This is a genomic window from Nocardia sp. NPDC049737 (genome assembly GCF_040674755.1).
GTDB lineage: Bacteria > Actinomycetota > Actinomycetes > Mycobacteriales > Mycobacteriaceae > Nocardia.
In genome coordinates this window covers 63,656-89,161 of the sequence record NZ_JBFANH010000028.1, presented here as the reverse complement: position 1 = coordinate 89,161, position 25,506 = coordinate 63,656, and the positions used below count along the sequence as shown (strand labels likewise).

Genomic DNA, 25,506 nt, shown 5'->3' with positions numbered 1-25,506 from the left:
ATTAGCTTATAGTGTGCCCGCAGCGCAATGATGGTTCGTATAGCGTTGCCCTTGCCTCAAAGAGAACTTCACGCGTCGCCGCTTCCAGCTCAGAGCTGAGCATGCCCGGGACTGTAATGGCCGCGCTCGATGTGTGATGCGCTGGATCGAATTCTACTGAGCATCAACGTATCTAGCATTGCTGGCTGGTGTTGGCATATGGCTGGTGAGCGACCCCATCGGGGATGTCATCCAGGAAACCGGGCCCGAAACACCACCTCCGACATAGCTCATGGCTATGAAGTCGGTAGACTGCTCGAGGAAGCTGTCAGATAGCTGTTGCATGTGAGCCTGTGTTGCTTTGCCAGATGTTCGAAGTGTCCGACTTTTCAGATTTCGAGATGCTGGGAGACGTCGACAAATGGGAGTTTTGGGGTTCCGTCGCACTAGAACGTCGGCGCCCGAGTTGATTCCAGGCGCGGACTTGGAGAGCCGCACGCTGTGCTGACCGGCGCGCTCCAGATCAGAGATTTGGGCGCTGCTTCGACCTAGATGAAGTGCAGATACAGGAAATTTCGGGCACGGGTAGGGGTGTGGTCTGCCGTGTTCCAGTGCCTCCGAGTCTGAGTGAGAGGTTTAGATGGATCTGAAGTCAGCCGAGACTGCTGACCCTCAGCTGGATTTGGAGTCAGCCGAAACTGCTGATCCTCAGCTTGATCTGATTCCGCTATCGCGGGCGCAGTACGGCATGTGGCTCGCGGACAACCTCTCGGGCAGGCCGGCGGTGAACATCGCACACTACATCGAGATCGAGGGGCCGATCGACGTCGACGCATTCACCAAGGCGGTGAACGACGCCGGTCAGGAAACCGAATCGCTTGGTGTTCGGGTAGTTGAATCGAACGGCGTCCCATATCAATTCGTCGACCGCAGCATTACGTACGACGAGTCCGTGCTCGACCTCAGCGGCGAGGACGATCCGTTCGCAGCGGCAATGGAATGGATGCGGCGCGACTACAACACCAAGGCTGTCGATTTGAGCCGTGACCGGCTCACCGCGATGCGGCTGATCCAGCTCGCTGAAGATCGGTACCTGTGGTACGCGCGTGCCCATCACCTCGTCGTTGATGGCTACGCCGCGTTCAACGTCGTGACCCGGATAGCCGAGCACTACAACGCCTTGCTCGAAGGCCGGCCGGTTGTACCGCTGAAGGCGGCCGGATTGCGCGACATCATTGAGGCGGAGCGCGCCTATCGAGCTAGCTCGCGGTTCGACACCGACAAGGCATACTGGCTCGACAAGGTTGCCGATCTGCCGACGCCGACAAGTCTGTCCGGTCGCACAGCCCGGTGGAGCAAGGTCGATAATGTTGCGAGCCTGCAGCTTCCGTCGCGATTGGCCGACATGCTCGACCGTTTCTGCGACAACCTGCACGCATCGCCCGCGCAAGTGGTCATCGCAGCCTTCGCTGCGTTCCTCGCCCGGATGACCGGTACCGACGATGTGGTGTTGTCGATGCCAGTAAGCGCTCGTGTGACGAAGCGCCTGCGCAATGCTGCCGCGATGTTGGCGAACATGGTGCCGATTCGGTTCACTATGGACGCGACGACCACTGTGGAGCAAATAATCCACGCGTCCGTATCTGAGCTCGTCTCCGCGATGCGGCATCAGCTTTATAGGTTCGAAGATCTGCGTCGCGATTCGAATGCGTTGGACGCGTCGGCGAACTCGTTCGGTCCGATTGTCAATATCCTCTTCTTCGACTCGGAGATTCGCCTCGGGTCGGCCCTCGGCCGCTATCGGGCACTGACGTCGGGTGCGCTGGATGATCTGCAGCTGAATCTGTACCGTTCCGGAGCCGACGCTCCACTGCTGATCGAACTTCACGGCAATGCGAATTTGTACAGCCAGGATGAACTCGATGCGCACGCAGGTCGGTTCGTCGCTTTCTTGCAGCGATTGATGGATTCGCCCATCGCAACCTCTTTGGTCGAGATCCCGATTGTGGACGCCGCCGAAGAGGCGCGCATCGTTGGGCAGCTCGCCGGGCGTGACGGCGCAACAGGCACAGCGACGCTCGTAGATTTGCTGACGCGGCAGGCCGCCGCCACACCATCGGCAGTGGCCGTCACTTCGGGGGAGACCGCCCTGACCTATCGCGAGCTGGACGAGCGATCCAACCGGTTCGCCCGCACGCTCATCGCTCTCGGGGCCGGGCCGGAATCACTGGTAGCCATCGCGATGCCACGGGACGCCGATCTCATCGTCGTCACGCTGGCCGTCCTGAAGTCGGGCGCGGGGTACTTGCCGTTGGACGCCGCGCATCCGGCTGACCGGCTCGAATATGTGCTGAACGACGCCGATCCGATCGCCGTCGTGACTACGGGCAGTATGCGCGAATACCTGCCCAGTGACCCCGGACGTGTGGTGCTATTCGACGGCGCGGTCGGCGACGAGTCAGCAGCGCCGATCACGGACGCCGATCGGCCGAGCCAACTGTGCCCCGACAACGTCGCATACGTCATCTATACCTCCGGATCGACAGGTCGGCCCAAAGGCGTGGCGATCGCCCATCGCGCCGTCGCGACGTACCTGGTGAACGCGTGCGCTGAGATCGGTGTCCGGACTGAAGATGTGTGGACATTGTTCCATTCGTTTGCGTTCGACTACTCGGTGTGGGAGATCTTCGGCGCATTGGTCAGTGGTGGCCGAGTGGTCGTCGTGGACAGCCTCACCACACGCTCACCGGACGATGTCGTGCGCTTGGTGGCGCTCGAGAAGGTGACCATCTTCAACCAGACGCCATCCGCGTTCCACCAATTCGCCGTGGCGCGGCAGCGTTACGCGGACGCCGGTGAGCCCGACGGTGAGCTTTCGGTGCGACTGGTCATTCTCTCGGGCGAACGTCTCGACCCGGCGGGGCTGGCGGACTGGTACGGGCACAACCCGAAGCTTCCTGTGCTGGCCAACAGCTACGGCATCACCGAAACCACGGTCTTCGTCACCTACCTCGGCCTGACACCGCAGATCGCGATGCCGGGGGCGCCGAGCACGATCGGCCCGGCGCTGCCGGGGCTGCGCACATATGTACTGGACGAACGATTGCGCCCGGCGCCGCTGGGAGCCTGGGGGGAGATTTACGTCGCCGGAACGCAACTCGCTCGGGGCTATCTCAACCGGCCTTCACTTACCGCCGGACGGTTCGTGGCCAACCCGTTCGGCGAGCCGGGCGAGCGGCTCTATCGCAGCGGCGATATCGCACGATGGAATCACAAGGGTGAGCTTGAATACCGCGGCCGTGGCGATCGGCAAGTGCAGCTGCGCGGGTTCCGCATCGAGCTCGACGAGATCCGTAACGCACTGCTGACCCACAGCGCGGTCTCAGCGGCAGTCGTCATCGTGCATCTGCCCGGCACGGAGGCGGCCCGGCTCGTCGCCTATGTCGTGCTCACCGGCGAAATTGCCGCTGGGGCCGACGCCCTGCGCGCGCATGTCGCGGCGATGCTGCCGGAATACATGGTCCCAGCCGCCGTGGTGGAGTTGTCCGAGTTGCCGCTGACCGTCAACGGCAAGGTCGACTATCGGGCGCTGCCTGAGCCGGTCTTCGATTCGGCCGCGGCCTACGTTGCGCCGAGCACCGTTATGGAGGAGACGATCGCGGATGTCTTCGCCGAGGTGCTGGGTTTGGAGCGGGTAGGCGCGCGGGACAGTTTCTTCGAACTGGGTGGCAATTCGCTCACCGCGACCAGCGCTGCCGTACGGATCGCCGAGCTGACCCGATCCGATGTGTCGGTCCGGGATCTGTTCGGCAAACCGACCGTCATCGAACTCGCCGCGCACGTCGACGCCGAGCACCGCCCCGGCCGGCTCGCGTTGCGCGCGCAGCCACGCGTCGAGCCGATTCCGTTGTCGCCGGCGCAGAACCGAATGTGGCTGATCAATCAGGTCGATCCCGCCTCGGCGGCCTACAACATTCCAGTGGTGGTTCAGCTGAGCGGCCGTCTCGACGTCGCTGCGCTGCACGCGGCCCTGACGGATGTGATCGATCGGCATGAATCCCTGCGCACCGTCTATCCAGTCGTGAATGGAGTAGGGACACAGCTCGTTCTGCCGGTCGAGCACGTTGTCGCGGGTCTCGATCTGTCGCCGGAACCGATCGACTCCGCCGACATCGCGCATCGGCTCCGTGACTTGGCGTCGACCGGGTCCGACGTGCGTACGAGTCCCCCGATCCAGGTCACGCTTCTCACGTCCGCGGACCGGCGTCGGCATGTGCTGGTTATCGTCTTGCACCATATCTGCTGCGACGGATCGTCGCTTCGACCGCTCGCGGCCGATGTCGTGACGGCCTATGAAGCGAGGTCGGAAGGAAAGACACCGGACTGGCAGCCCCTGACGGTGCAATATGCCGACTACAGCATCTGGCACCGCCGCTTGCTCGGTGACGAGAACGATCCGGAGTCTTTGGCGGCACGTCAGTTGCGTTTCTGGGCAGCGCAGTTGGCGGGGATGCCGCCGTTGCTGGAGCTGCCCACCGACCGTCCGCGCCCTGCTCACCAGTCCATGCGCGGCGACGTCGCCGACACCGTGATACCGGCCGAAACCTTCGCCGGGATCGAGCGGTTGGCTCGCACAGCCAACGTCACTACTTTCATGGTCGTCCATGCCGCCCTGGCGGTTGTGCTGGCCCGGCTCTCGGGCTCGCAGGACATCACCATCGGGACGCCCGTCGCGGGCCGCGGCGAGCGGGCGTTGGAACCGCTCATCGGCATGTTCGTGAACACGGTGCCGCTGCGCACCCAGGTACGTTCCGGCAAATCGTTCACCGCGTTTCTGGCGCAGGTCAAAGAGATCGATGTCGATGCCTTTGCCAATAGCGACCTGCCCTACGAACGCGTAGTGGATGAAATCGATCCCACGCGGTCGACCGCCCATGCCCCGCTGTGTCAGGTATATCTCGCGTTCGAGAACATGGACCGCCCGCGTCTGGAGTTATCCGACCTCGCAGTCGAGGTCCTGGATCCTGGGCCGCAGCCGGCCAAGGTGGACATCATCGTCACCGTCGCCGAAAACACCGCCGCGGGAGGCGATGTCGCACTGCGGATCAATTACGCCACGGATCTGTTCGATCGGGCGACGGTCGAGGAGCTGGCCGCGCGGCTGAATCGGGTACTTGATGCGGTCGTGTCCAACCCGCAGGCCCGGTTGGGTGGTGTGAATGTGCTCTCGAGGGGCGAGCGAGCAGGGTTGGTGCCCGCGTCGGGTGGCCATGCCGAGGCACCGAGGGTGTTGGCGGAGGTGTTGTCGGTACGGGACCTGGGCGCGGCGGCAGTGGTTTTCGGCGAGCGCACGGTGTCGTATGGGGAGTTGGATGCCTGGTCGAACCGTCTTGCGCGGCAGTTGATCGGGTCGGGGGTAGGCCCGGGGGATCAGGTCGCGTTGGCGATGGCGCGGTCGGTGGAGTTCGTGGTGGGGATATGGGCGGTGACCAAGGCGGGCGCGGCGTTCGTGCCGGTTGATCCGAGAAATCCGGCCGATCGGGTCGCGCTCATGGTGGCCGATGCCGATGTCCGGGTGGGAATCACCGTCGAGGCCGCCCGAGACCTGCTTCCGGATTCTGTCCGGCAGTTAGTGCTCGACGATCCAGACACCACGGTCTGCATCGCCTCGCAGTCCTCGGCGGCGGTGACCGATGCAGATCGGGTGCGGTCCTGCCATATCTCGGACACGGCGTATGTGCTGTACACCTCGGGTTCGACGGGGACGCCGAAAGGTGTCGCAGTCACCCACGAGGGATTGGCGAATTTCGCAGCCGAGCAGCGGGAGCGTTACTGGGTCGACAGTTCCTCGCGGGTGTTGCAGTTGGCGGCACCGGGTTTCGACGCGGTTGTTCTGGAGTTGCTGATGGCTCATGCGAACGGTGCGGCGTTGGTGGTGTCGCCGCCGGAAGTCTTCGCAGGGCAGGACTTGGCGGAATTGATTCGGGCGCAGCGGGTGTCTCACGCATTCGTGACGCCGAGCGTGCTGGCGACGATGTCGCCGGCCGGTTTGGATTCGCTGCGGGTGCTGGTGGCCGGTGGGGAGGCGGTGTCGGCGGAGACGGTCGCGGTATGGGCACCTGGTCGGCAGTTGTTCAATGGGTATGGGCCGACCGAAACCACGATCATGGTCGCGATCAGCGACCCGTTGGGTGTCGGAGACCGCGTCACCATCGGTGGCCCGATTCGTGGTGTCGAGGCCGTGGTACTGGATGCCGACCTGCAGCCGGTGCCGGTCGGCGTGACAGGACAGCTCTATGTGTCCGGAGCGCAGCTGGCCCGCGGATATCTCAACCGGCCGGTCGCTACGGCCACCACCTTCTTGGCCAATCCGTACGGTCCCCCCGGTACCCGTATGTACCGGACCGGCGACCTGGTCCGCTGGACACCGCAGGAAACTCTGGAATACCTCGGTCGCACCGACTTCCAGGTCAAGATCCGGGGCCAGCGCATCGAGCTCGGCGAAATCGAGGCCGTCCTCGCCGCGCACCCCGACGTGGCGGTAGCGGTGACGGTGGGCGTCGCGACCGACGGCGGGTCGAGACTGGCCGCCTACGTCGTGCCGATCGACACCGTCGATACCGCGGAGCTGCTGGGCTACGCTGCCCAACGCCTGCCGTCGCACATGGTCCCGGATGTGGTGATGGTGCTGGACACGCTGCCGCTGTCGTCGGTGGGCAAGATCGACCGTGCGGCATTGCCCGAGCCGGTATTCGCCGCCACCACAATCGAATTCGTTGCACCTCGCGATGCTGCCGAGCAGATCGTCGCCGACGTGTGTGCCGCGGTGCTGGGGATCGAGCGCGTGGGCGTCTTCGACAGTTTCTTCGATCTGGGCGGAAACTCGTTGTCGGCTACACGGGTAGCGGCACAACTGAGCGCTGCGTTCGGTGTCGATGTTTCGTTGCGCGCGATCTTCGATGCGCCGACCATCGCCGCTTTAGCGGAGAATCTCCGGACCAGCGACGCGGCGAGACGGGAACCCCTTGCGCCGCAGGAGCGCCCGGTCCGAATCCCGCTGTCGCCCGCGCAGGCGCGCATGTGGTTCCTCAATCAGTTCGACACGAGCTCTGCGCTGTACAACATTCCGATGGTCGTCCACATGTCGGGAGACCTCGACGTGGCCGCCATGCACGCGGCGATCGCGGATGTGCTCGACCGGCATGAATCCCTGCGCACCGTCTACCCGGACAGCGACAGCGGACCCCACCAGGTGGTCGTCTCGGTGGAGACGGCACTGCCCAGGCTGGCGCCGTTGCCGGTCGCGGCGAGCGAGGTCGAGGCAAGCATTGCCGCGGAGGTGAGCGCCGGGTTCGATATCACAGCCGAGGTTCCGTTCCGGACCACCTTGCTGCGCAGCGCACCTGACGACCACACCCTGGTGCTCGTCGTCCATCACATCAGCTTCGACGGGTCATCGCTCGCGCCGCTTGCCGCAGATCTGATGGCCGCATACAAAGCCCGCATCCGGCAACAGGTACCGCTGTGGGCGCCGTTACCTGTGCAATACGCGGACTACGCTCTGTGGCAACGAAAATTGCTCGGCACCGAGAGCGACCCGCACAGCCAGACCGTCGCCCAAATCGACTACTGGCGTGCGGCTCTCGCCGATTTGCCCGAGGTGCTCGACCTGCCTACCGATCGCGCGCGTCCGGCGAAACAGTCGTTCCGTGGTGCGACGGTGTCGATGATGGTGCCCGCAGATCTGCATCGTGAGGTAATCGCGCTGGCCCGCCGCCACGACGCGACGGTCTTCATGGTGATGCACGCGGCTTACGCCGCGCTGCTGGCGCGGCTGTCGGGAACCGGTGACATCGCGGTCGGCACACCGATCGCCGGCCGCGGCGAGCCTGGACTCGATGCTCTGGTCGGAATGTTCGTCAATACGCTGGTATTGCGGACACGCATCGAGCCTGCCGCGTCCTTCCTGCAGGTACTCGATCAAGTCCGGGCCACCGATCTGGCCGCCTTCGAGAACTCCGACATCCCGTTCGAGCGGCTCGTCGAGGTGCTGAATCCGCCGCGCACGACAGCACATGCGCCGTTGACCCAAGTCGGATTCTCGTTCCAGAACATCGAGATCCCGACGATGGGGTTCGAGGGCCTGACGGTTTCGGCCCGAATGGTTGATCCGAGCGTAGCCAAGTACGACCTGCATCTGAATCTCGTCGACGCGCTGGGGCCGGACGGTGAACCGGACGATATGGCAGTCGAATTCGGTTATGCGACAGACCTGTTCGATGAGGCGACGATCTCCTCGATCTTCGACCGTTACCTGCACCTGCTGCAGGCAATCGTCGTCGATCCCGCCCGCGTTGTCGGTGATATCGATCTACTGACCGCAAGAGAGGTGCGCGAGCTGACCGCGCGGTCGACCGGTGACACGACGCCTCCGTCGTCCGCGACGATCGCGCACCTGTTCACCACGCAGGCGACGGCGACCCCGGACAGCACCGCGGTGGTTGATGCAGAGGGAGGCGGCCGACTCAGTTACCGACAATTCGCGGCGAGGGTGAATTCGCTGGCACGCGCGCTGATCGGACGGGGCGTTGGCCCGGGAACCGTTGTTGCCGTCGCGATGCGTCGCTCCGTTGATCTGCTGACCACGCTGTACGCGATCCATGCGGCGGGCGCGGCCTATCTGCCTCTGGATCCGGAACACCCAGTCGACCGGGTGCGCGCGGTCCTCACCGACGCGATGCCGAATGCTGTCCTCACTCGGCCGGTCGACGAGGCGAATTTGCCCGATGACGTGCCGGTGTGGACGTTAGAGCAGTTCGGTATCGAGCACGTGGATACGTCGAAGGTGACCGACGCCGACCGGACCCGTGCTTTGCGTCCGGACGATCTGGCCTATGTCATTTACACCTCGGGTTCGACGGGCGTGCCGAAGGGTGTGGCGGTAACGCATGCCGCGGTGGTGAATCAACTGCGGTGGCTGCGGGATCAGTATGGGCTCGGCGGCGACGACGTGATGCTGCTGCGCACGCCGTTCACCTTCGACCTGTCGGTCTGGGAGCTGTTTTCCGCATTGACCTGCGGCGCGGCGGTGGTTGTCGCGGGTCCCGACGCGCACCTCGACCCGGACGCCGTGGCCCGACTGATGGGCGACTATCGAGTCACGACTATGGATTTCGTGCCGTCACTGCTCTCCGCATTCCTCGAGCAGGCTGCTGGGCGCGAGTTCCCAGACCTGCGGCGGGTACTGTGCATCGGCGAGGCGCTGCCGGCTGACACCGTTCGCCGCTTCCGGGATCTCAGCCCGGCGCGCATCGACAACCTGTACGGGCCGACGGAGGCCGCGGTCAGCGTCACCTACCATCGCATCGACGCACTCGACGGCGTCGCAGTGCCGATTGGCGTCCCCGAGGCGAATGTGGTTGTGCGCGTTCTGGATTCGCGGTTGCGTCCAGTTCCGGTCGGGGTTACCGGTGAGCTTTACCTGGGTGGGATCCAGCTGGCTCGCGGTTACCACGAACGTCCTGGTCTCACGGCAGCGACGTTCGTCGCCGACCCCTGCTCCGGTGCGAGTGGTTCTCGGCTGTACCGCACCGGCGACCTGGTCCGCTGGGACGCGGATGGCAGCCTGCGCTATGTCGGCCGCGCCGACACCCAGGTCAAGATGCGCGGTCTGCGGATCGAACTCGGTGATATCGAAGCCGCGCTGATCGCCCACGAGCAGGTGAACGCGACCGTCGTGCAGGTGCGCACCGATCGCGGCGAGCAGCGCTTGGTGGCCTACGTGGTGGCCACAGAGGCGTTGGATATCAAGCGGGTCCGCAGCTTTCTGCTCGAACGGCTGCCAGCGTATATGGTGCCAACCTCGCTGATCCGGATCGACGCGATCCCGCTCACGGCCAACGGCAAGGTCGACTACCGAGCGTTGCCGGTGCCGGATCCGAGAAACCAGGAAGCCGGGTATCGCGCGCCGCAGGGACTCGTCGAGCAGGCGGTCGCCGGGATCTTCGCCGAGCTGCTCGATCGCCCGGAGATCGGCGCGGACGACAACTTCTTCGCCGTGGGCGGAAATTCGCTCATCGCGACGCGCGCGCTGAGCCGGATAGGCGATGTCGTCGGCGTGGCGGTACCGGTGCGGGTGATATTCGAGGCGCCCACCGTTGCCGACCTCGCCGAACGTATCTCGCGGCTGCGTGCGGTACCGAACCTGCCCGAGCCGACTCCGAAGCCGCGTCCGGACCGTGTTCCACTGTCGCAGGCACAGGCAAGGATGTGGTTCCTCAACCAGTTCGATCCGGATTCACCCGGATACGTTGTGCCGCTGGCGATCCGACTCGACGGTGTGCTCGACATAGCTGCCCTCACGGCGGCCGTCGGTGATGTGATCGAGCGGCATGAGAGCCTGCGCACGGTGTATCCGGCTGTTGATGGCACGCCAACGCAGGTTGTGCTCGACGCGGCCGACGTTGTCGGGACCTGGGATCTCACGCCGCAGCCGGTCGGTGAGCGCGCGCTGTCGGACCGGTTGGCCGAGTTCTCGGGTGCCGGATTCGACGTGTCGAAGGGCGCGCCACTGCGTATTGCGTTGTATCAGCTGTCCGACCAGTCATGGGTGGTTGCGTTAGCCATCCACCACATCAGTTGCGACGGCTTTTCGGTAGCGCCATTGGCTGCCGATATCGTGACGGCCTACCGTGCGCGGTCCAGTGGTAACCCGCCGGACTGGGCTCCGCTGGCCGTACAGTTCGCCGATTACGCCCTCTGGCAGCGGGAGGTGCTCGGCTCGGCGGACGACCCGGACTCGTGTGTGGCCCGCGATATCGGCTATTGGCAGACTCAACTCGCGGGTATCCCCGATGTGATCGAATTGCCGACCGATCGGCCGCGGCCGATTGTGCAGACACAGCGTGGTGCGGTCGAGCATGTCACGATCCCCGGTGAGCTGCAGGGCCGATTGGAGGCGCTGGCGCGGCGAGCCGAGGCGACGACGTTCATGGTCGTGCACACGGCGCTGGCAGTATTGCTGTCGAGGCTTTCGGGCAGCGACGACATCGCCATCGGTGTGCCATATGCGGGCCGCGGTCACCGATCACTCGACAACCTTGTCGGGATGTTCGTCAACACATTGGTGATGCGCACCCGGGTCACGGTGGATCAATCGTTCTCGAGCCTGCTGAACCAGGTGCGGCGCACAGATATCGAGGCATTCGACCATGCCGCCGTCCCATTCGAGCAGTTGGTCGAGGCAGTCAATCCCGCGCGGTCGACAGCCCATACACCGTTGTTCCAGGTCATGCTCGCCTACCAGAATATGGTGCAGGCGCGTGTCGAACTTCCGGGCCTCACCGTCGAGAACGTGGATCCGGGCGACAGGGCCGCGATCTACGACCTGCTGCTGATGATGACCGAGGGCCACGGCGCCCACAACGAGCCGACCGGCATGACGCTGCGCCTGACCTATGCCACGGACCTTTTCGACGCGGACTCCGTACGGCGTTTCGCCGAACAATTCGTGCGGGTACTCGACGCGGCCGCGACCGATACCGATACGGCGGTCGGCGCGATAGAGCTGCTCGATGCCGCCGAGCGGCACCTGGTGCTGGAGCGATGGAACGACACCGCGGCTCCCGCCGCGGCAGGCCGGACCCTGGTTGACGCCTTCGACCAGCAGGTCATTCGCACTCCGGACGCTCCGGCTATCCGCGTCCCCGACGGCACCGTGTTGACCTACCGGGATTTCGATACCCGCGTCAACCGTGTCGCCCGATGGCTCATCGCGCGCGGTGCCGGCACGGAAAGTGTTGTGGCGGTGTGCATCCGGCGATCGATTGAGCAAATCACGGCGCTGTACGCGGTGGTGAAGGCGGGCGCTGCGTTCCTTCCGCTAGATCCGGATCATCCAAGCGCGCGAATCGCTGATGTGCTGAACGCGGCGCGGCCGCTGATGGTGCTCACCACATCGGCCGACGGCGAGGAACTTCCGGATGGATTCGCGACCGCGCGGATCGATCGAGTGGACGTGGCCGGTCTTCCCGATGCCCCGATCACCGATTCGGAGCGCCGCGCGCCGCTGCGGCCAGCCAATGTGGCCTACGTCCTGTTCACCTCCGGCTCCACTGGTGTTCCCAAGGGCGTCGCGCTGACCCATGCCGCGACCGTGAGCCAGTTGGCATGGGCACAGCAGCAGTGGCCGCACGACGCCTCCGACATGATCCTGTACAAGACACCGATCACGTTCGACATCGCGGTATGGGAGTTGTTCTGGCCGTTACAGACCGGTGCGCAGATCGTGGTCGCCGAACACGACGGGCACCGCGACCCGGCGTACCTTGCCGGTGTCATCGCGCGACACCGGGTCACTACCGTGCATTTCGTACCCTCGATGCTCGACGTTCTCCTCGAAACCACCGCTGTCACGGAGCTGCCATCGATCCGGCGAGTACTCGTCGCCGGTGAGGCGCTGGCGCAGCGCACTGTCGACGCCGCGGCGCGGGTGTTCACGAATGCCGAGGTGGTGAACTGGTACGGCCCGGCCGAGGCGGAAGTCGTCACGGCTGCACGCTGCTTGTCGGGTGTGACGACCCGTGCGATGGTTCCGATCGGTACGCCGGTATCGGGAATGCGGATCTACGTCCTGGACTCGCGGTTGCGGCCGGTGCCGGTGGGTGTGGTCGGCGACCTGTACATCTCCGGTATCCAGCTGGCGCGCGGTTATCACGCTCGCACCGACCTCACCTGCAGTGTATTCGTAGCGAACCTGTTCGGTGCTGCAGGTGAGCGGCTCTATCGGACCGGTGACCTGGTCCGGTGGACGAAAGCTGGTGAGCTGGATTACCTGGGCCGCAGTGATTTTCAGGTCAAGGTCCGTGGTCAGCGGGTGGAACCAGGTGATATCGAAGCGGCGCTGTCCGCGCTCCCGGATGTCGCACGCGCCGTCGTCGTTGCCACGGCCGAACGCATCGTCGGATACGTGACGCTCGTATCCGGTGCGGTGACCGATGGGCGCGCGATTCGCGACCAGCTCAACCGCTCACTTCCTTCGTACCTGGTTCCGGCCGCTGTACAGGTGCTCGATGCGATGCCGCTGACACCGAACGGCAAGCTCGATCGAGCTGCCCTGCCGCAGCCAGTGTTCGACGATGGCGAGGAATTCGTGCCGCCCCGCACCGAATACGAAGCGGCCCTCGCCGAAATCGTTGCCGCGCTTACGGATATCGACCGAGTGAGCGTGACGGCGAACGTTTTCGAGATCGGGGTCAACTCGCTTACCGCTGCCCGCATCGCGGCGCGAGCCGCCGCGGCGCTCGGTGTCGATGTCGGCATCCGCGATGTCTTCGAGGAGCCGACGATCGCCGGATTGGCCCAATGCCTCGGCAGGCGAACCGGTTCCACGGTGGTTCCGCTTGCAGCCCGGCCACGCCCGGCGGCGGTCCCGTTGGCGGCGGCGCAACGGCGGATGTGGTTCCTCAACCAGTTCGACACCGCTTCGGCGGCATACAACATCTGTTTCGCGGCGCGGTTGACAGGCCAGCTGAATGTCGATGCATTGCGGGCGGCATTACTCGATGTGGTATCCCGGCACGAGCCCCTGCGCACGCTGTACCCCGCTGTCGACGGCGAACCGTGCCAGGTCGTGCAGGACATTGCGGCTGTGGCCAGGGGCCTGGTGTTGGAGCCGGCGTCGGTCGCCGACGAGGCGGAGCTGGCCGACCGGATTCGGCATGCCGTCGGGACGGGTTTCGATGTCGCGGAATCGGCGCCCGTACGGGCCAGGCTGTATCGCACCGGCACCGACGAGCATGTGATCGTGGTCGTGGTCCATCACATCGCCGCCGACGGCTCATCTATGGCCCCGCTGGCCCGTGATGTCTTCGCTGCCTACCAAGCGCGTGTGAATCACGAAGCGCCGCAATGGGAACCACTGGAAGTCCAGTACGCCGACTACGCGATATGGCAGCGCGAGATACTCGGCACCGAGGACGATCCGGCGTCGCTGATAGCGCGCCAGATCGCCTACTGGATCGAGGTTCTCGGTGACGCCCCGGAACTGCTCAACCTGCCGACCGATCGGCCACGGCCCGCCACCATGTCGATGGCCGGTGGCATCGTCCGCTTCGCGATGTCGGCGCGGCTGCACGATGACATCGTGCGGCTGGCACACCGTGAGGGCGTCACCGTGTTCGTCGTGCTGCACACGGCATTGGCGATCCTGTTGGCGCGCACCGCGCACAGCGAGGACATTACGGTCGGCACCCCGGTCGCCGGTCGAGGCAACCAGGTGCTGGACGATCTGGTCGGCATGTTCGTCAACACCGTGGTGTTGCGCACGCGTATCCGCGAGAACCTGTCGTTCCGGGAACTTCTGGCCCAGGTGCGCGATGTGGACCTCGAGGCCCTCGCGCACGCCGATGTGCCCTACGAACGACTGGTCGATGTCCTCGACCGTCCCCGGTCCACGGCGTATACGCCGCTGTATCAGGTGATGTTCGGGTTGCAGAACATGCGCGCTGCCCGGTTCGACCTGCCCGGTATCGATGTCGAACTGCTCGACCCCGGCTTGGCGCAGGCCAAAACCGACCTCACCGTGCTGGTGACTGAACGCGTCGACGGTGAGCGGCCGGCTGGCATCGATGGCGAGATCACCTATGCGAGGGACCTTTTCGTCGCATCGACAGCGGAGTCGTTCGCCGAGAGGTTCGTCCGGGTCCTCGAAGCGGTCGCCGTCGATCCGGGGCGCGCGGTGGGCGATATCGATCTGCTCGGTGCAGCGGAGGCCCAACGGCTGGTCCCGGCACGTGGTGGTGCGACCACGTCGCCGTGTCTGCTGCCTGAACTGTTGGCCGAGGCCGTGGCAACAGATCCGGCGGCGATGGCCCTGCTCGGGGATACTGAGACCCTCACCTACCTCGAGCTCGATCGCCGGTCCAACCAGCTCGCCGCGCACCTACTCGCCCGAGGGGTCGGACCAGGGGTATTCACGGCGCTGGCCGTGCCGAGGTCGGTCGACTACCACGTCGCCATGTGGGCGATAGCGAAGACCGGTGCCACGTTCGTCCCCGTGGATCTGCGATATCCCGTGGAGCGGATTGCGCACATGGTGAACGATTCCGGTGTCACCGTGGGGATCACAGTCGCGGCCGCGCACACCTCGCTTCCGGGAGATGTCGGATGGGTGGTGCTCGACGACCTGGATTCGGCCGCCGAGATCGCCGCGCAACCGAGCCAGGCCGTCACGGATGCGGATCGCGCGCGGGCACTGCAGATTCAGGATGCGGCGTATGTGATCTACACGTCCGGTTCGACCGGGATACCGAAGGGTGTCGTGGTGACGCATGCGGGATTGGCCGGATTCGCGGCCGAGCAGCGTGCGCGTTATCGCGTGGACGCCACCTCGCGTGTGCTGCAAGTGGCGGCGCCCGCCTTCGACGCGGTGCTGCTCGAAGCGTTGATGGCGTGTGCGGCCGGCGCTTGCCTGGTCGTGTCGCCGCCGGAGGTGTACGGCGGCCCGGATCTGGCCGCACTTGTTCGTGCGCATCGGGTGACGCATGCGTTCCTGACACCCAGCGTGCTGGCGACGATGGCACCTGCGGACTTCGCGTCGGTGCGGGTGCTGGCGGTCGGCGGTGAGATGGTGTCGGCGGACCTGATCGCGGCTTGGGGGCCGGGGCGGCAATTGCACAACATCTACGGCCCGACGGAGACGACGATCGTGACCACGATCAGCGATCCGGTGCAGCAGTCCGAGGTGATCACCATTGGTGGTCCGATCCGTGGTGTCGAGGCTGTGGTGTTGGACTCGCTGCTGCGTCCGGTGCCGGTTGGGGTGACCGGGGAGCTGTACCTTTCCGGTGCCGCATTGGCGCAGGGCTATCTGAGTCGCCCTGCCGCGACAGCGGGTGCGTTCGTGGCCAATCCCTACGGCGAGCTGGGATCACGGATGTATCGCACCGGCGACATCGTGCGCTGGACGGCGAAGGGTGCGCTGGAATACATCGGCCGCATCGACTTCCAGGTCAAGATCCGTGGCCAGCGCATCGAACTCGGCGAGATCGACGCCGCACTGCTTTCGCATCCGAAGGTGGCTGCTGCTGTCACGGTGAGCCATAAGGGATCCGGTGGGCAACCGATGCTCGTCGCATACGTCGTGGCCGAACCCGCGTCCGTCGTCGAGCCGAGCGCCGTGCTCGAACACCTCGCCGCGGTATTGCCTGCGTACATGGTGCCGTCGACGATTACCGTGCTCGACCACATGCCGCTCGCCTCGACTGGCAAGGTGGACCGAAAAGCGCTGCCGGACCCCGTTTTCGAGATCGATGACGACGATGCCGTCGCCGCGGCGACCGAACTGGAACGCACTATTGCCGCCGCCTTCGCGGACGTGCTCGGCATCGCGTCGGTGGGCGCGACGACCTCGTTCTTCGCGCTCGGCGGTGATTCCATCATGTCGATCCAGTTGGCATCGCGGCTGAAGACAGCGGGTGTCATCGTGACGGCTCGCGATATTTTCGAGCGCAAGTCCGTTCGGGGGCTCGCACAGGTCGCCGCGGCTGCGGAACGGGTGACTCTGGCGGAACTGCCTGGCGGTGGCGTGGGCGAGATCCCCTTCACGCCGATCGTGTCGTGGTTTGTCGAGCGGCTCGGGCCAGCCGATCGGTTCGCGCAGTCCATGCTGGTGCGCTTGCCGAGGGACGCACGAGTCGGTGACGTTACCGCGACCGTGCAGGCGGTGCTCGACCAGCACGACATGCTGCGCTCGCGGCTGCGCGAACGATGCATGGAGGTGCTTCCCGTGGGCGCCGCCGATGCCGCAGGCTCGGTGTTCGTCCGAACCTTCCGGGCGCATGAGGTGCCGGGCAGCGACGGCTTCACCGCTGTGGTGGAAGCGGCGCTGGCCGAGGCGTCCGACCGACTCGATCCCGCCGAGGGCCGGATGCTGCAGGTCGTATGCCTGCTTCCCGAATCGGGCGTCGAAGCCGATGCCCGCGCCCTTATCGTGATTCATCACCTGGCTGTCGACGGGGTGTCGTGGCGGATTCTGTTGCCCGACTTTGTCACCGCCTGGCAGCAGATCAGCCAGGGACGCGCAGTCGAGTTGCCGACACAGGGCACATCTATGCGGCGGTGGGCACACGCGTTGAGCGCCGCCGCGGCTGCCCGCGGCGGTGAGTTCGAGCTGTGGCAGCGGATGAGTGCGGCGGCCGATCCGCTAATCGGGAGTGCGGAATTGGATCCCGCCGTGGACACCCAGGCGACGGTGCGGCATCTGACGGTGTCCATCCCGACCGCAGTGACCTCGGCGTTGCTGGACACGGTGCCGCGAGCCGTGCGCGGCAGCGTCGATGATGCGCTGCTGGCCGCTCTGGCCGTGGCGCTGGCCGGTTGGCGCCGCCACCGCGGCATCACGCACCCGGGTATGAAAGTCCTCTTGGAAGGACACGGCCGCCAAGAGCAGATCGCCGCAGGCGCGGATATCTCACGCACCGTGGGCTGGTTCACCAATGCATACCCAGTCGCGCTCGACCTCAGTGGAATCGACTGTGCGGACCTGCGCGCGGCAGTGAAGTCCGTCAAAGACCAGCTGCGCGAAATCCCCGACAAGGGCATCGGTTACGGCCTGCTGCGCTATATGAACACCGACACGGCCGACCGGCTCGCGTCGGCGTCCCAGCCGCAGATCAGTTTCAACAATCTGGGCCGGGCCGGCGTCGACCTCACATCGATGTCGGACCTCGCGTGGGTTCCGACCGACGAGCAGTTCGATCGGCGGGCCGCCTTCGATCCGGATATGCCTGCCGCAGCGGTGATCACGATCGATGTGAACATCGTGGACACCGCGGCGGGACCTGAGCTGTCGGCACATGTCGGCTACGCCTCGCGGCTACTCGAACACGACGACGTGGCCGAACTCGTCGACGGATGGGTCGCCGCCGTGACCGAGATCGCCAGCATCGCTCGTGCAGACGACGAATGGGGACTGTCGCGCGCAGATGTTGCGCTGGTCGACCTCACGCAGCGCGATCTGGATATGTTCGCCGACCGGTACGGTCGGCTGAGCGAGGTATGGTCGCTGGCGCCGCTGCAGGAAGGTTTGCTGTTCCACGCCGAATTCGCGGCGGGCCAACTCGATGTCTACACGGCGCAATCGGTACTCACTCTTACCGGTGCGGTCGACGAGAATCGGCTCGAGCGTGCCGCGAAAGCCTTGCTTGGGCGGCATCCCAACCTGCGGGCCGCATTCACACGAACCGCCGATGGTGTACCCGTGCAGGTTATTCCGGCTACCGCCACGGTGCGCTGGCTCAACGTCGATCACTGTGGCAACAAAAGGGAGTTGGATGAGCTGATCGAAGCCGAGCGGGCGGTCGTGTTCGATCCCGCCGACCCGCCGCTGCTGCGGTTCCTGCTTGTTGCCGTCGGGCCGCACGAGTTCCGGCTGGTGTTGACCGCGCACCATCTTCTGCTCGACGGCTGGTCCTTGCCGCTGCTGTGGCGTGAATTGATCAGTTTGTATGCCGTGGCCGCACAGTCGGAGCTGCTTCCCCCGGCGACCTCGTACCGCGATTACTTGGAATGGCTGAGCCTGCGCGATCGCGCCAGCAGCATCGAGGTGTGGCGGGACGCGCTGCGGGACTTCAGCGAGCCCACATTGATTGCGGATCCACACACGGCGACGACCGCGGACACCCCGATCGATCTGCCGATCGTTCTCGATCGTGCCGCGACGGCAGAGTTGGTGAAATTCGCGCGAGAACGAGCGGTGACGATGGCGACGATCGTGCAGTTCGCCTGGGCCGTGGTGCTGGGCAATCTGCTCGGTGTCGAACGGGTGGCCTTCGGCGGCACGGTATCCGGCCGCCCGGCCGAACTGCCGGGCGTCGAGTCGACGATCGGTCTGTTCATCAATACGATTCCGGTCGCCGCCGATGTGCGGCGGGATCTCCCGATCGAGGACGCGCTGCGCCTACTGCAAGCGAATAACACCCGCCTGCTCGACCACCACTACCTCGAACTTTCACAGATCATGGTGGCCGCAGGCAGCAGTCAACTGTTCGACACTCTGGTCGTGTTCGAGTCGTATCCGGTCGACAGCAGTGGCCTGGGCGATGCCGACATCGACGGTATGCGGGTGGTCGCGGCGGATGGCCGCGACGCAGCGCACTACCCGATCACCGTGCAAGCACACAACACCGACGAGTTGCACGTCCGAGTCCGCTACCAGCGGGCCCGCGTCGACGAGGTGACAGCGGCTGGTCTCGCGGACCGTCTCGAAACTGTGCTGCGTGCGGTGACGACCGATCCGACCAGGCGACTCGGTGCGATCGATCTGTTGTCCGCGGACGAGCGGCGGGAGCTTGCGCCTGGTTCCGGTGGCAGCGCAGTGGCACCGTGCGTAATGGCGGAGCTGCTGTCCGCGGGCGTGGCGGTCGGTCCCGATGCGGCGGCCGTTGTTTTCGGCGGGCGTACCGTGTCCTACGCGGAATTGGATGCCTGGTCCAACCAAGTGGCGCGGCAGTTGATCGCGTGGGGCGTCGGCCCGGGAGCTCAGGTCGCGCTGATGATGCCGCGGTCGGTGGAATTCGTGGTCGGCCTGTGGGCAGTGACGAAAGCGGGCGCGGCGTTCGTGCCCGTCGATTCCCGGAATCCATTCGAGCGCGTCGCGCACACGGTGGCGGATGCCGAGGTGCAGGTGGCGGTCACAGTCGAGGCGTTGCGGGAGCTGCTGCCGGACACGGTGCGCCCGCTCGTCCTCGATGACGCGGACACCGCGAAGTCGATCGCCCTGAGATCGGCGGCCGCCGTGACCGACGGTGAGCGCATGCGTACGCCGCACGTCCGAGATGTGGCATACGTGATCTACACCTCCGGCTCGACCGGAACGCCGAAGGGCGTCGCCGTCACCCACGAGGGGCTGGCGAATTTCGCAGCCGTGCAGCGGGACCGGTTCGGTGTGGACACTGGTTCGCGAGTGCTGCAGACCGCTGCTCCGGGCTTCGATGCGATGGTCCTCGATATGCTGCTCGCCCACACCGCCGGTGCCATGCTCGTGGTGCCGCCGCCAACGGTATTCGGGGGCGACGAGCTGGCCGAACTGATTCGCGCACAGCGGATTTCGCATACTTTCATTACACCGAGCGTGCTGGCGACGATGTCGCCGACCGGTATGGATTCGCTGCGGGTACTGATGGCCGGTGGAGAGGCGGTGACACCGGAAACAGTCGCGACGTGGGCGCCGGGCCGGACCCTGTTGAACGGGTACGGTCCGACCGAAGCCACGATTCTGGCGGGTATCAGTGCTGCGCTGCTCCCGGGTGGTGCGGTGACCATCGGCGGACCGATCCGTGGTGTCGAGGCTGTCGTGTTGGATGCGTGGTTGCGGCCGGTGCCGGTCGGGGTCGTAGGAGAGTTGTACCTCGCGGGTGTGCAGCTGGCGCGCGGATATGTGAACCGGGCCCCTGCTACAGCCGGTGCATTCGTGGCGAATCCATTCGGTGCGGCCGGTTCGCGCATGTACCGCACCGGCGACCTGGTCCGCTGGACACCGGAGCACACGCTGGAATACCTCGGACGGCGCGATTTCCAAGTGAAGATCCGCGGTCAGCGCATCGAACTCGGTGAGATCGAAGCTGTTCTGGCCGAACATCCCGGGGTCGAACACGCGGTCGTGCTGTTGCGGAAGGACCAGCGCGGCATAGATCGTCTCGCCGGTTACCTTGTCGTCGGCGAGGATGTGGATCCGGACGAGGTTCGGGCCACCGCGCGGTTGCGACTGCCCGCGCACATGGTGCCCGACGTGTTCATGGTGCTCGCCGAGATTCCACTCACAACGTCCGGCAAGCTCGACCGCTCGGCGCTTCCCAGCCCGGAATTCGCGGCCGGTCGGAATTGGGTCGCGCCACGCACTGCCGCAGAGCGGCGCATCGCCCACGTGTTCGCAAGCGTATTGGGCGTCGACAGCGTAGGGGCGACGGACAGTTTCTTCGACCTCGGTGGCGATTCGCTGTCGGCGACACGGGTGACTGCCCAGTTGAGCACGGCACTCGGAGTGCGTATCGGGGTCCGAGACCTGTTCGAGGCACCTGTGGTCGCCGAACTCGCCTCCCGCCTGCAGACTTTCGACCACAACACCCGAATGCCACTGACGCCGCGACTGCGGCCCCCGCTCGTACCGCTGTCACCGGCGCAGCAGCGGATGTGGTTCCTCAATCAGTTCGACACCACGGTCGGCGCGTACAACATCCCGCTGGTGATCCGGCTGCGGGGCGAACTCGACACCGATGCGCTGCGGCGCGCGTGCGAACTGGTCATCGACCGCCACGAGTCGCTGCGGACCAAGTTCCCGATGACCAACGGACAGCCGTATCAGGTTGCGGTCGCCGCGGATGAGATCGCATCCGTACCGACTCCCGTCCGGGTGGACGAAAAGCATTTGCTGGAACGAGTGATCGCCGTAGTCTCGACGGGCTTCGATGTGCGCCAGGCACCCCCGTTGCGTATCGAATTGTTCTCGGTCGATGACCGGGACCATGTTCTGGTCATCTGCGTGCACCACATCTGCGCCGACGGCCAGTCGATGATGCCGCTCGCGCGGGATGTAGCACTGGCGTACGAGGCGAGTAGGCAAGGGACAGAACCGATGTGGCCGGCCCTTCCGGTCCAGTACGCCGATTACGCGCTGTGGCAGCGGGAGGTGCTCGGCTCGGCGGACGACCCGGACTCGGTCATGTCCCGGCAGTTGCGATTCTGGAAAGACACCCTCAACGGGTTGCCCGAGGTGCTGGAACTGCCGACCGACCTGCCCCGGCCACCGGTAGCGTCCATGCGCGGCCGCGCCGTCGATTTCGAGCTTCCCACGCAACTGCACGAACGGATCATTGCTGTCGCGCGCGCCGCGAACGCCACAGTCTTCATGGTCCTGCACGCCGCGCTGACCGTCCTGCTGTCCAAGCTGGCCGGCGTCGACGACGTCGCGATCGGCACCCCGGTGGCCGGCCGTGGCGAGCGTGAGCTCGATGATCTGATCGGTATGTTCGTCAACACGCTGGTATTGCGGTCACGGGTGCGGACCAGCCAGCCGTTCGCCGAATTGCTCGCCGCGACCCGTGACACGGACCTGGCCGCGTTCGCGCATGCGGAAGTTCCCTTCGAACAAGTCGTGGAAGCGATGAATCCGCCCCGGTCGACTGCGCATCTTCCGCTGTATCAGGTGACCCTCGACGTCCAGAACCTGAGCAAGGCCGCGTTGGAGCTGCCGGGCCTGCGCATCGAGCCGCTGGAAAACGGCTTCGAGCAGGCACAGGCGGATCTGAGCATGAAGCTGGTCGAGCAGCTCGATGATCGAGGCCGTCCGGATGGCGTGGTAGGTCGGCTCACCTTCGCTACCGATCTGTTCGTCGAAGAGACGATGACTCGGGTCGCACACGCATACATACAAATTCTGGAGGAGGTGACCGCGAATCCGGCGGGTGCGGTCGGCGATATCGAGATCGTCGATGCGAAGCAGCGCCGCGAATTGCTCGACTCGGCAGGGGAAGACGGCGTCGTGGTCGCCGACGCGACGCTCGTGGATCTGTTCGCTGCCCGAGTCCTGGCCCAGCCGGATGCGGTCGCGGTATCCGACGGTGCGTCACAGTTGACCTATGCGGAGCTGGATCGGCAGGCCACCCACGTCGCGGCTCGGCTGATCGAGCAGGGAGTCGGGCCGGAATCACTGGTGGCCGTGGCGTTGCCGCGCTCGATCGAGTTGGTCGTGGGCCTGATCGCGGTGGTGCGAGCGGGCGCTGGGTATCTGCCACTGGATGTTGCGTATCCGCCGGACCGATTGCGGTTCATGCTCGACGACGCACGTCCGGCCGCGGTGTTGACATCGGTCGAGATGGCATCGGCGGTGCCGCAGTACGCCGCGCCGGTGGTGCTCATCGAGGATAGTGCGGACGCGACAGCGGACGGCTGCGATCCGGTGCCGCCGAACCTGCGACTGGACAACGTGGCCTATGTGATCTACACCTCAGGATCGACCGGCCGCCCCAAGGGAGTGACGGTCAGCCATCGCGAAGTGGTCACGTTGTTCGCCAACACGGCCGAACGCTTCGATTTCGGCCCGGATGACGTGTGGACGATGTTCCATTCGTACGCCTTCGATTTCGCGGTGTGGGAAATGTGGGGAGCGCTGCTGTCCGGTGGCAGGCTGGTCGTTGTCGACTACCCCACATCCAGATCGCCGGAGGCGTTCGTGGATCTTGTGGCCCGAGAGGGCGTGACAGTGTTGAGTCAGACCCCGTCGGCGTTCTACGGGTTCGCTGCGGCAGAGCGCGAGTATCGCGAATCCGCTTGTAGCGCTGGCAAACTCGCTTTGCGCTACGTCGTATTCGGCGGCGAGGCACTGGATGCGTCCCGCTTGACCGGATGGTTTGCAGCGCACGAGCCGGGATCGCCGCGACTGATCAACATGTACGGGATTACCGAGACGACGGTACATGTCACGTTCACCGAGATCGGTGGGAAAGACGTGGCCGGGATCGGATCGCCGCTGCCGGGGTTGCGCGTATACGTGCTCGACGACAGGCTGCGCCCGGTGCCGATCGGCGTCGCCGGGGAGATCTATGTGGCCGGTGAGCAATTATCGCGAGGCTACCTGGGGGCCCCGGCTTTGACGGCGGGACGATTCGTGGCCAATCCTTTCGATCCGCAGGGTGGCCGGTTGTATCGGACCGGCGATGTCGGCCGGTGGAAGAAGACCGCCACCGGGCTCGAGTTGAACTACGTTGGCCGGGCCGACGCACAGGTGCAGTTGCGTGGTTACCGCATCGAGTTGGGCGAGGTGGAGTCGGCGCTGCTGCAGCACCCGCACGTGACGCGGGCCGCCGTGGCGGTGCACCGCCACGCCTCGGGTGTCGATCAGTTGATCGGTTACGTCGTGGGCATCTACGGCCAACCGATCGATCCGGGCCAGGTCCGGGAGGTCGCTGCCCAGATACTGACGAGCTACATGGTGCCCTCGACAGTGATGGTGTTGCCCGATCTGCCGTTGACCGTCAACGGCAAACTCGATCGAAACGCATTGCCCGCTCCCGATTTCGATGTATCGGTGGACGAGTTCGTCGCCCCGCGGAGCCACACCGAGAAAGTGATCAGCGACGTTTACGCGCAGGTCTTGAGCGTCCAGTGGGTCGGGATATCGGATGGCTTCTTCGACCTGGGCGGCAATTCGCTGCTGGCCACGATGGTGGTCACCGAACTGCGTGCTCGCGGTGTGACGATCGCGTTGCCATGGATGTTCGATGATGCGACACCGAAGGCCCTGGCGCGCAAGGTCGATGAGGCCGAGGGCGGCTCCGGTCTGGAGGTACTGCTTCCGCTGCGTGCCAGCGGCTCGAAGCCTGCCGTATTCGGTGTGCACCCCGCCGGGGGATTGGCGTGGTTCTACGGCGGCGCGGTCGAACATTTGGACAAGGATCGACCGGTATACGGCTTGCAGGATCCGCACGTCGTGGCGGGCGAACCACGCGCGGACTCTGTGAATGAATTGGCCGAGCGGTATGTAGCCGAGATTCGCCGAGTACAGCCGAGCGGACCGTACCACCTGCTCGGCTGGTCGTTGGGCGGGCAGATCGCGCATGCGATGGCGGTAAAGCTCCAACGCGGTGGTGAACTCGTCGGAACGCTGGCCATGCTGGATACCTCCGTCGACCCAGCGGATCTGTCGGCCGCCTCGACGATCACCACCGTGGACGAGCCCGCTCCGGGACAGCTAATGGCGGACCTGCTCGGCGGTTGGCGGGAGCTGTTCGACCTTGGTGACGCGGTGAAGGTGGACACCCATGACCAAGCGTGGGCAGTCATCCGTGACCAGGTGGTCGGCACTGGGCTGTTCACCGCCGAACAGACGGACCGAGTGATGGAGAGTTTCGAGACAGCGGGCAAAATCGCGGCCGATCACCGGCCAGAAGTTTTCGAAGGAGACTTGCTCTTCTTCACCGCGGGCAAAGACCGCATGGACCACGACGCTCTCGTGCAGGCATGGCACCCGTACGTGACAGGCAACCTTCACAACAAGGTCGTCGACGCACGCCACCTCGAGCTCAGCCACCCGCATGCTATGGCCGTCATAGGCCCGATCCTGGAAAGGTTCATGAACGAATGCTGATCACCGCCCAACTGGCTCCGACTCAACGCCGACGGTTGTAGTGATCGCCGAAGGACGCCATCGCTACGACTGGCTGGGTTCGCCCTGCAGTTGGATCACTGTTCGGTTTGGGCATTCTTCCAAAGGATCCGCTGATGTCTCTGATGTCTCGTCGGTCGAGTAGGTCGGCGAAGACGGTCAGCGGGGGCCGGCCACCGTTGACCTGGTTGGTGACGTGGTGGTGGTCGTCGCGGATTTTCCTGGCATAGTTCCAGGAGCCGGTGGCTCTGGCGTTGCCCAGACGCTGACTCCGCAGGCGGTTTCTGTTCGAAACGCCAAGGCCGTACCTGGGCGGCAATAGGTCGGCTGATGCCCCGTCCGTTCATGTGGCGGGTATCAGTTTCGAC

At 65.1% G+C, this 25,506-nt stretch carries 1 protein-coding gene; it reads left to right on the top strand.

Annotated features, from left to right (window positions below; genetic code table 11):
• The first annotated feature begins 619 nt into the window (after window positions 1-619).
• Entirely contained in the window at window positions 620-25,120 is a 24,501-nt protein-coding gene (locus tag AB0J47_RS31765; RefSeq protein WP_364354447.1) for a non-ribosomal peptide synthase/polyketide synthase, read from the top strand.
• Window positions 25,121-25,506 lie beyond the last annotated feature (386 nt).

What these genes read in the sequence shown, in the direction of transcription:
- AB0J47_RS31765 (WP_364354447.1), top strand. Translation starts at nt 620, where the DNA reads ATGGATCTGAAGTCAGCCGAGACTGCTGACCCTCAGCTGGATTTGGAG.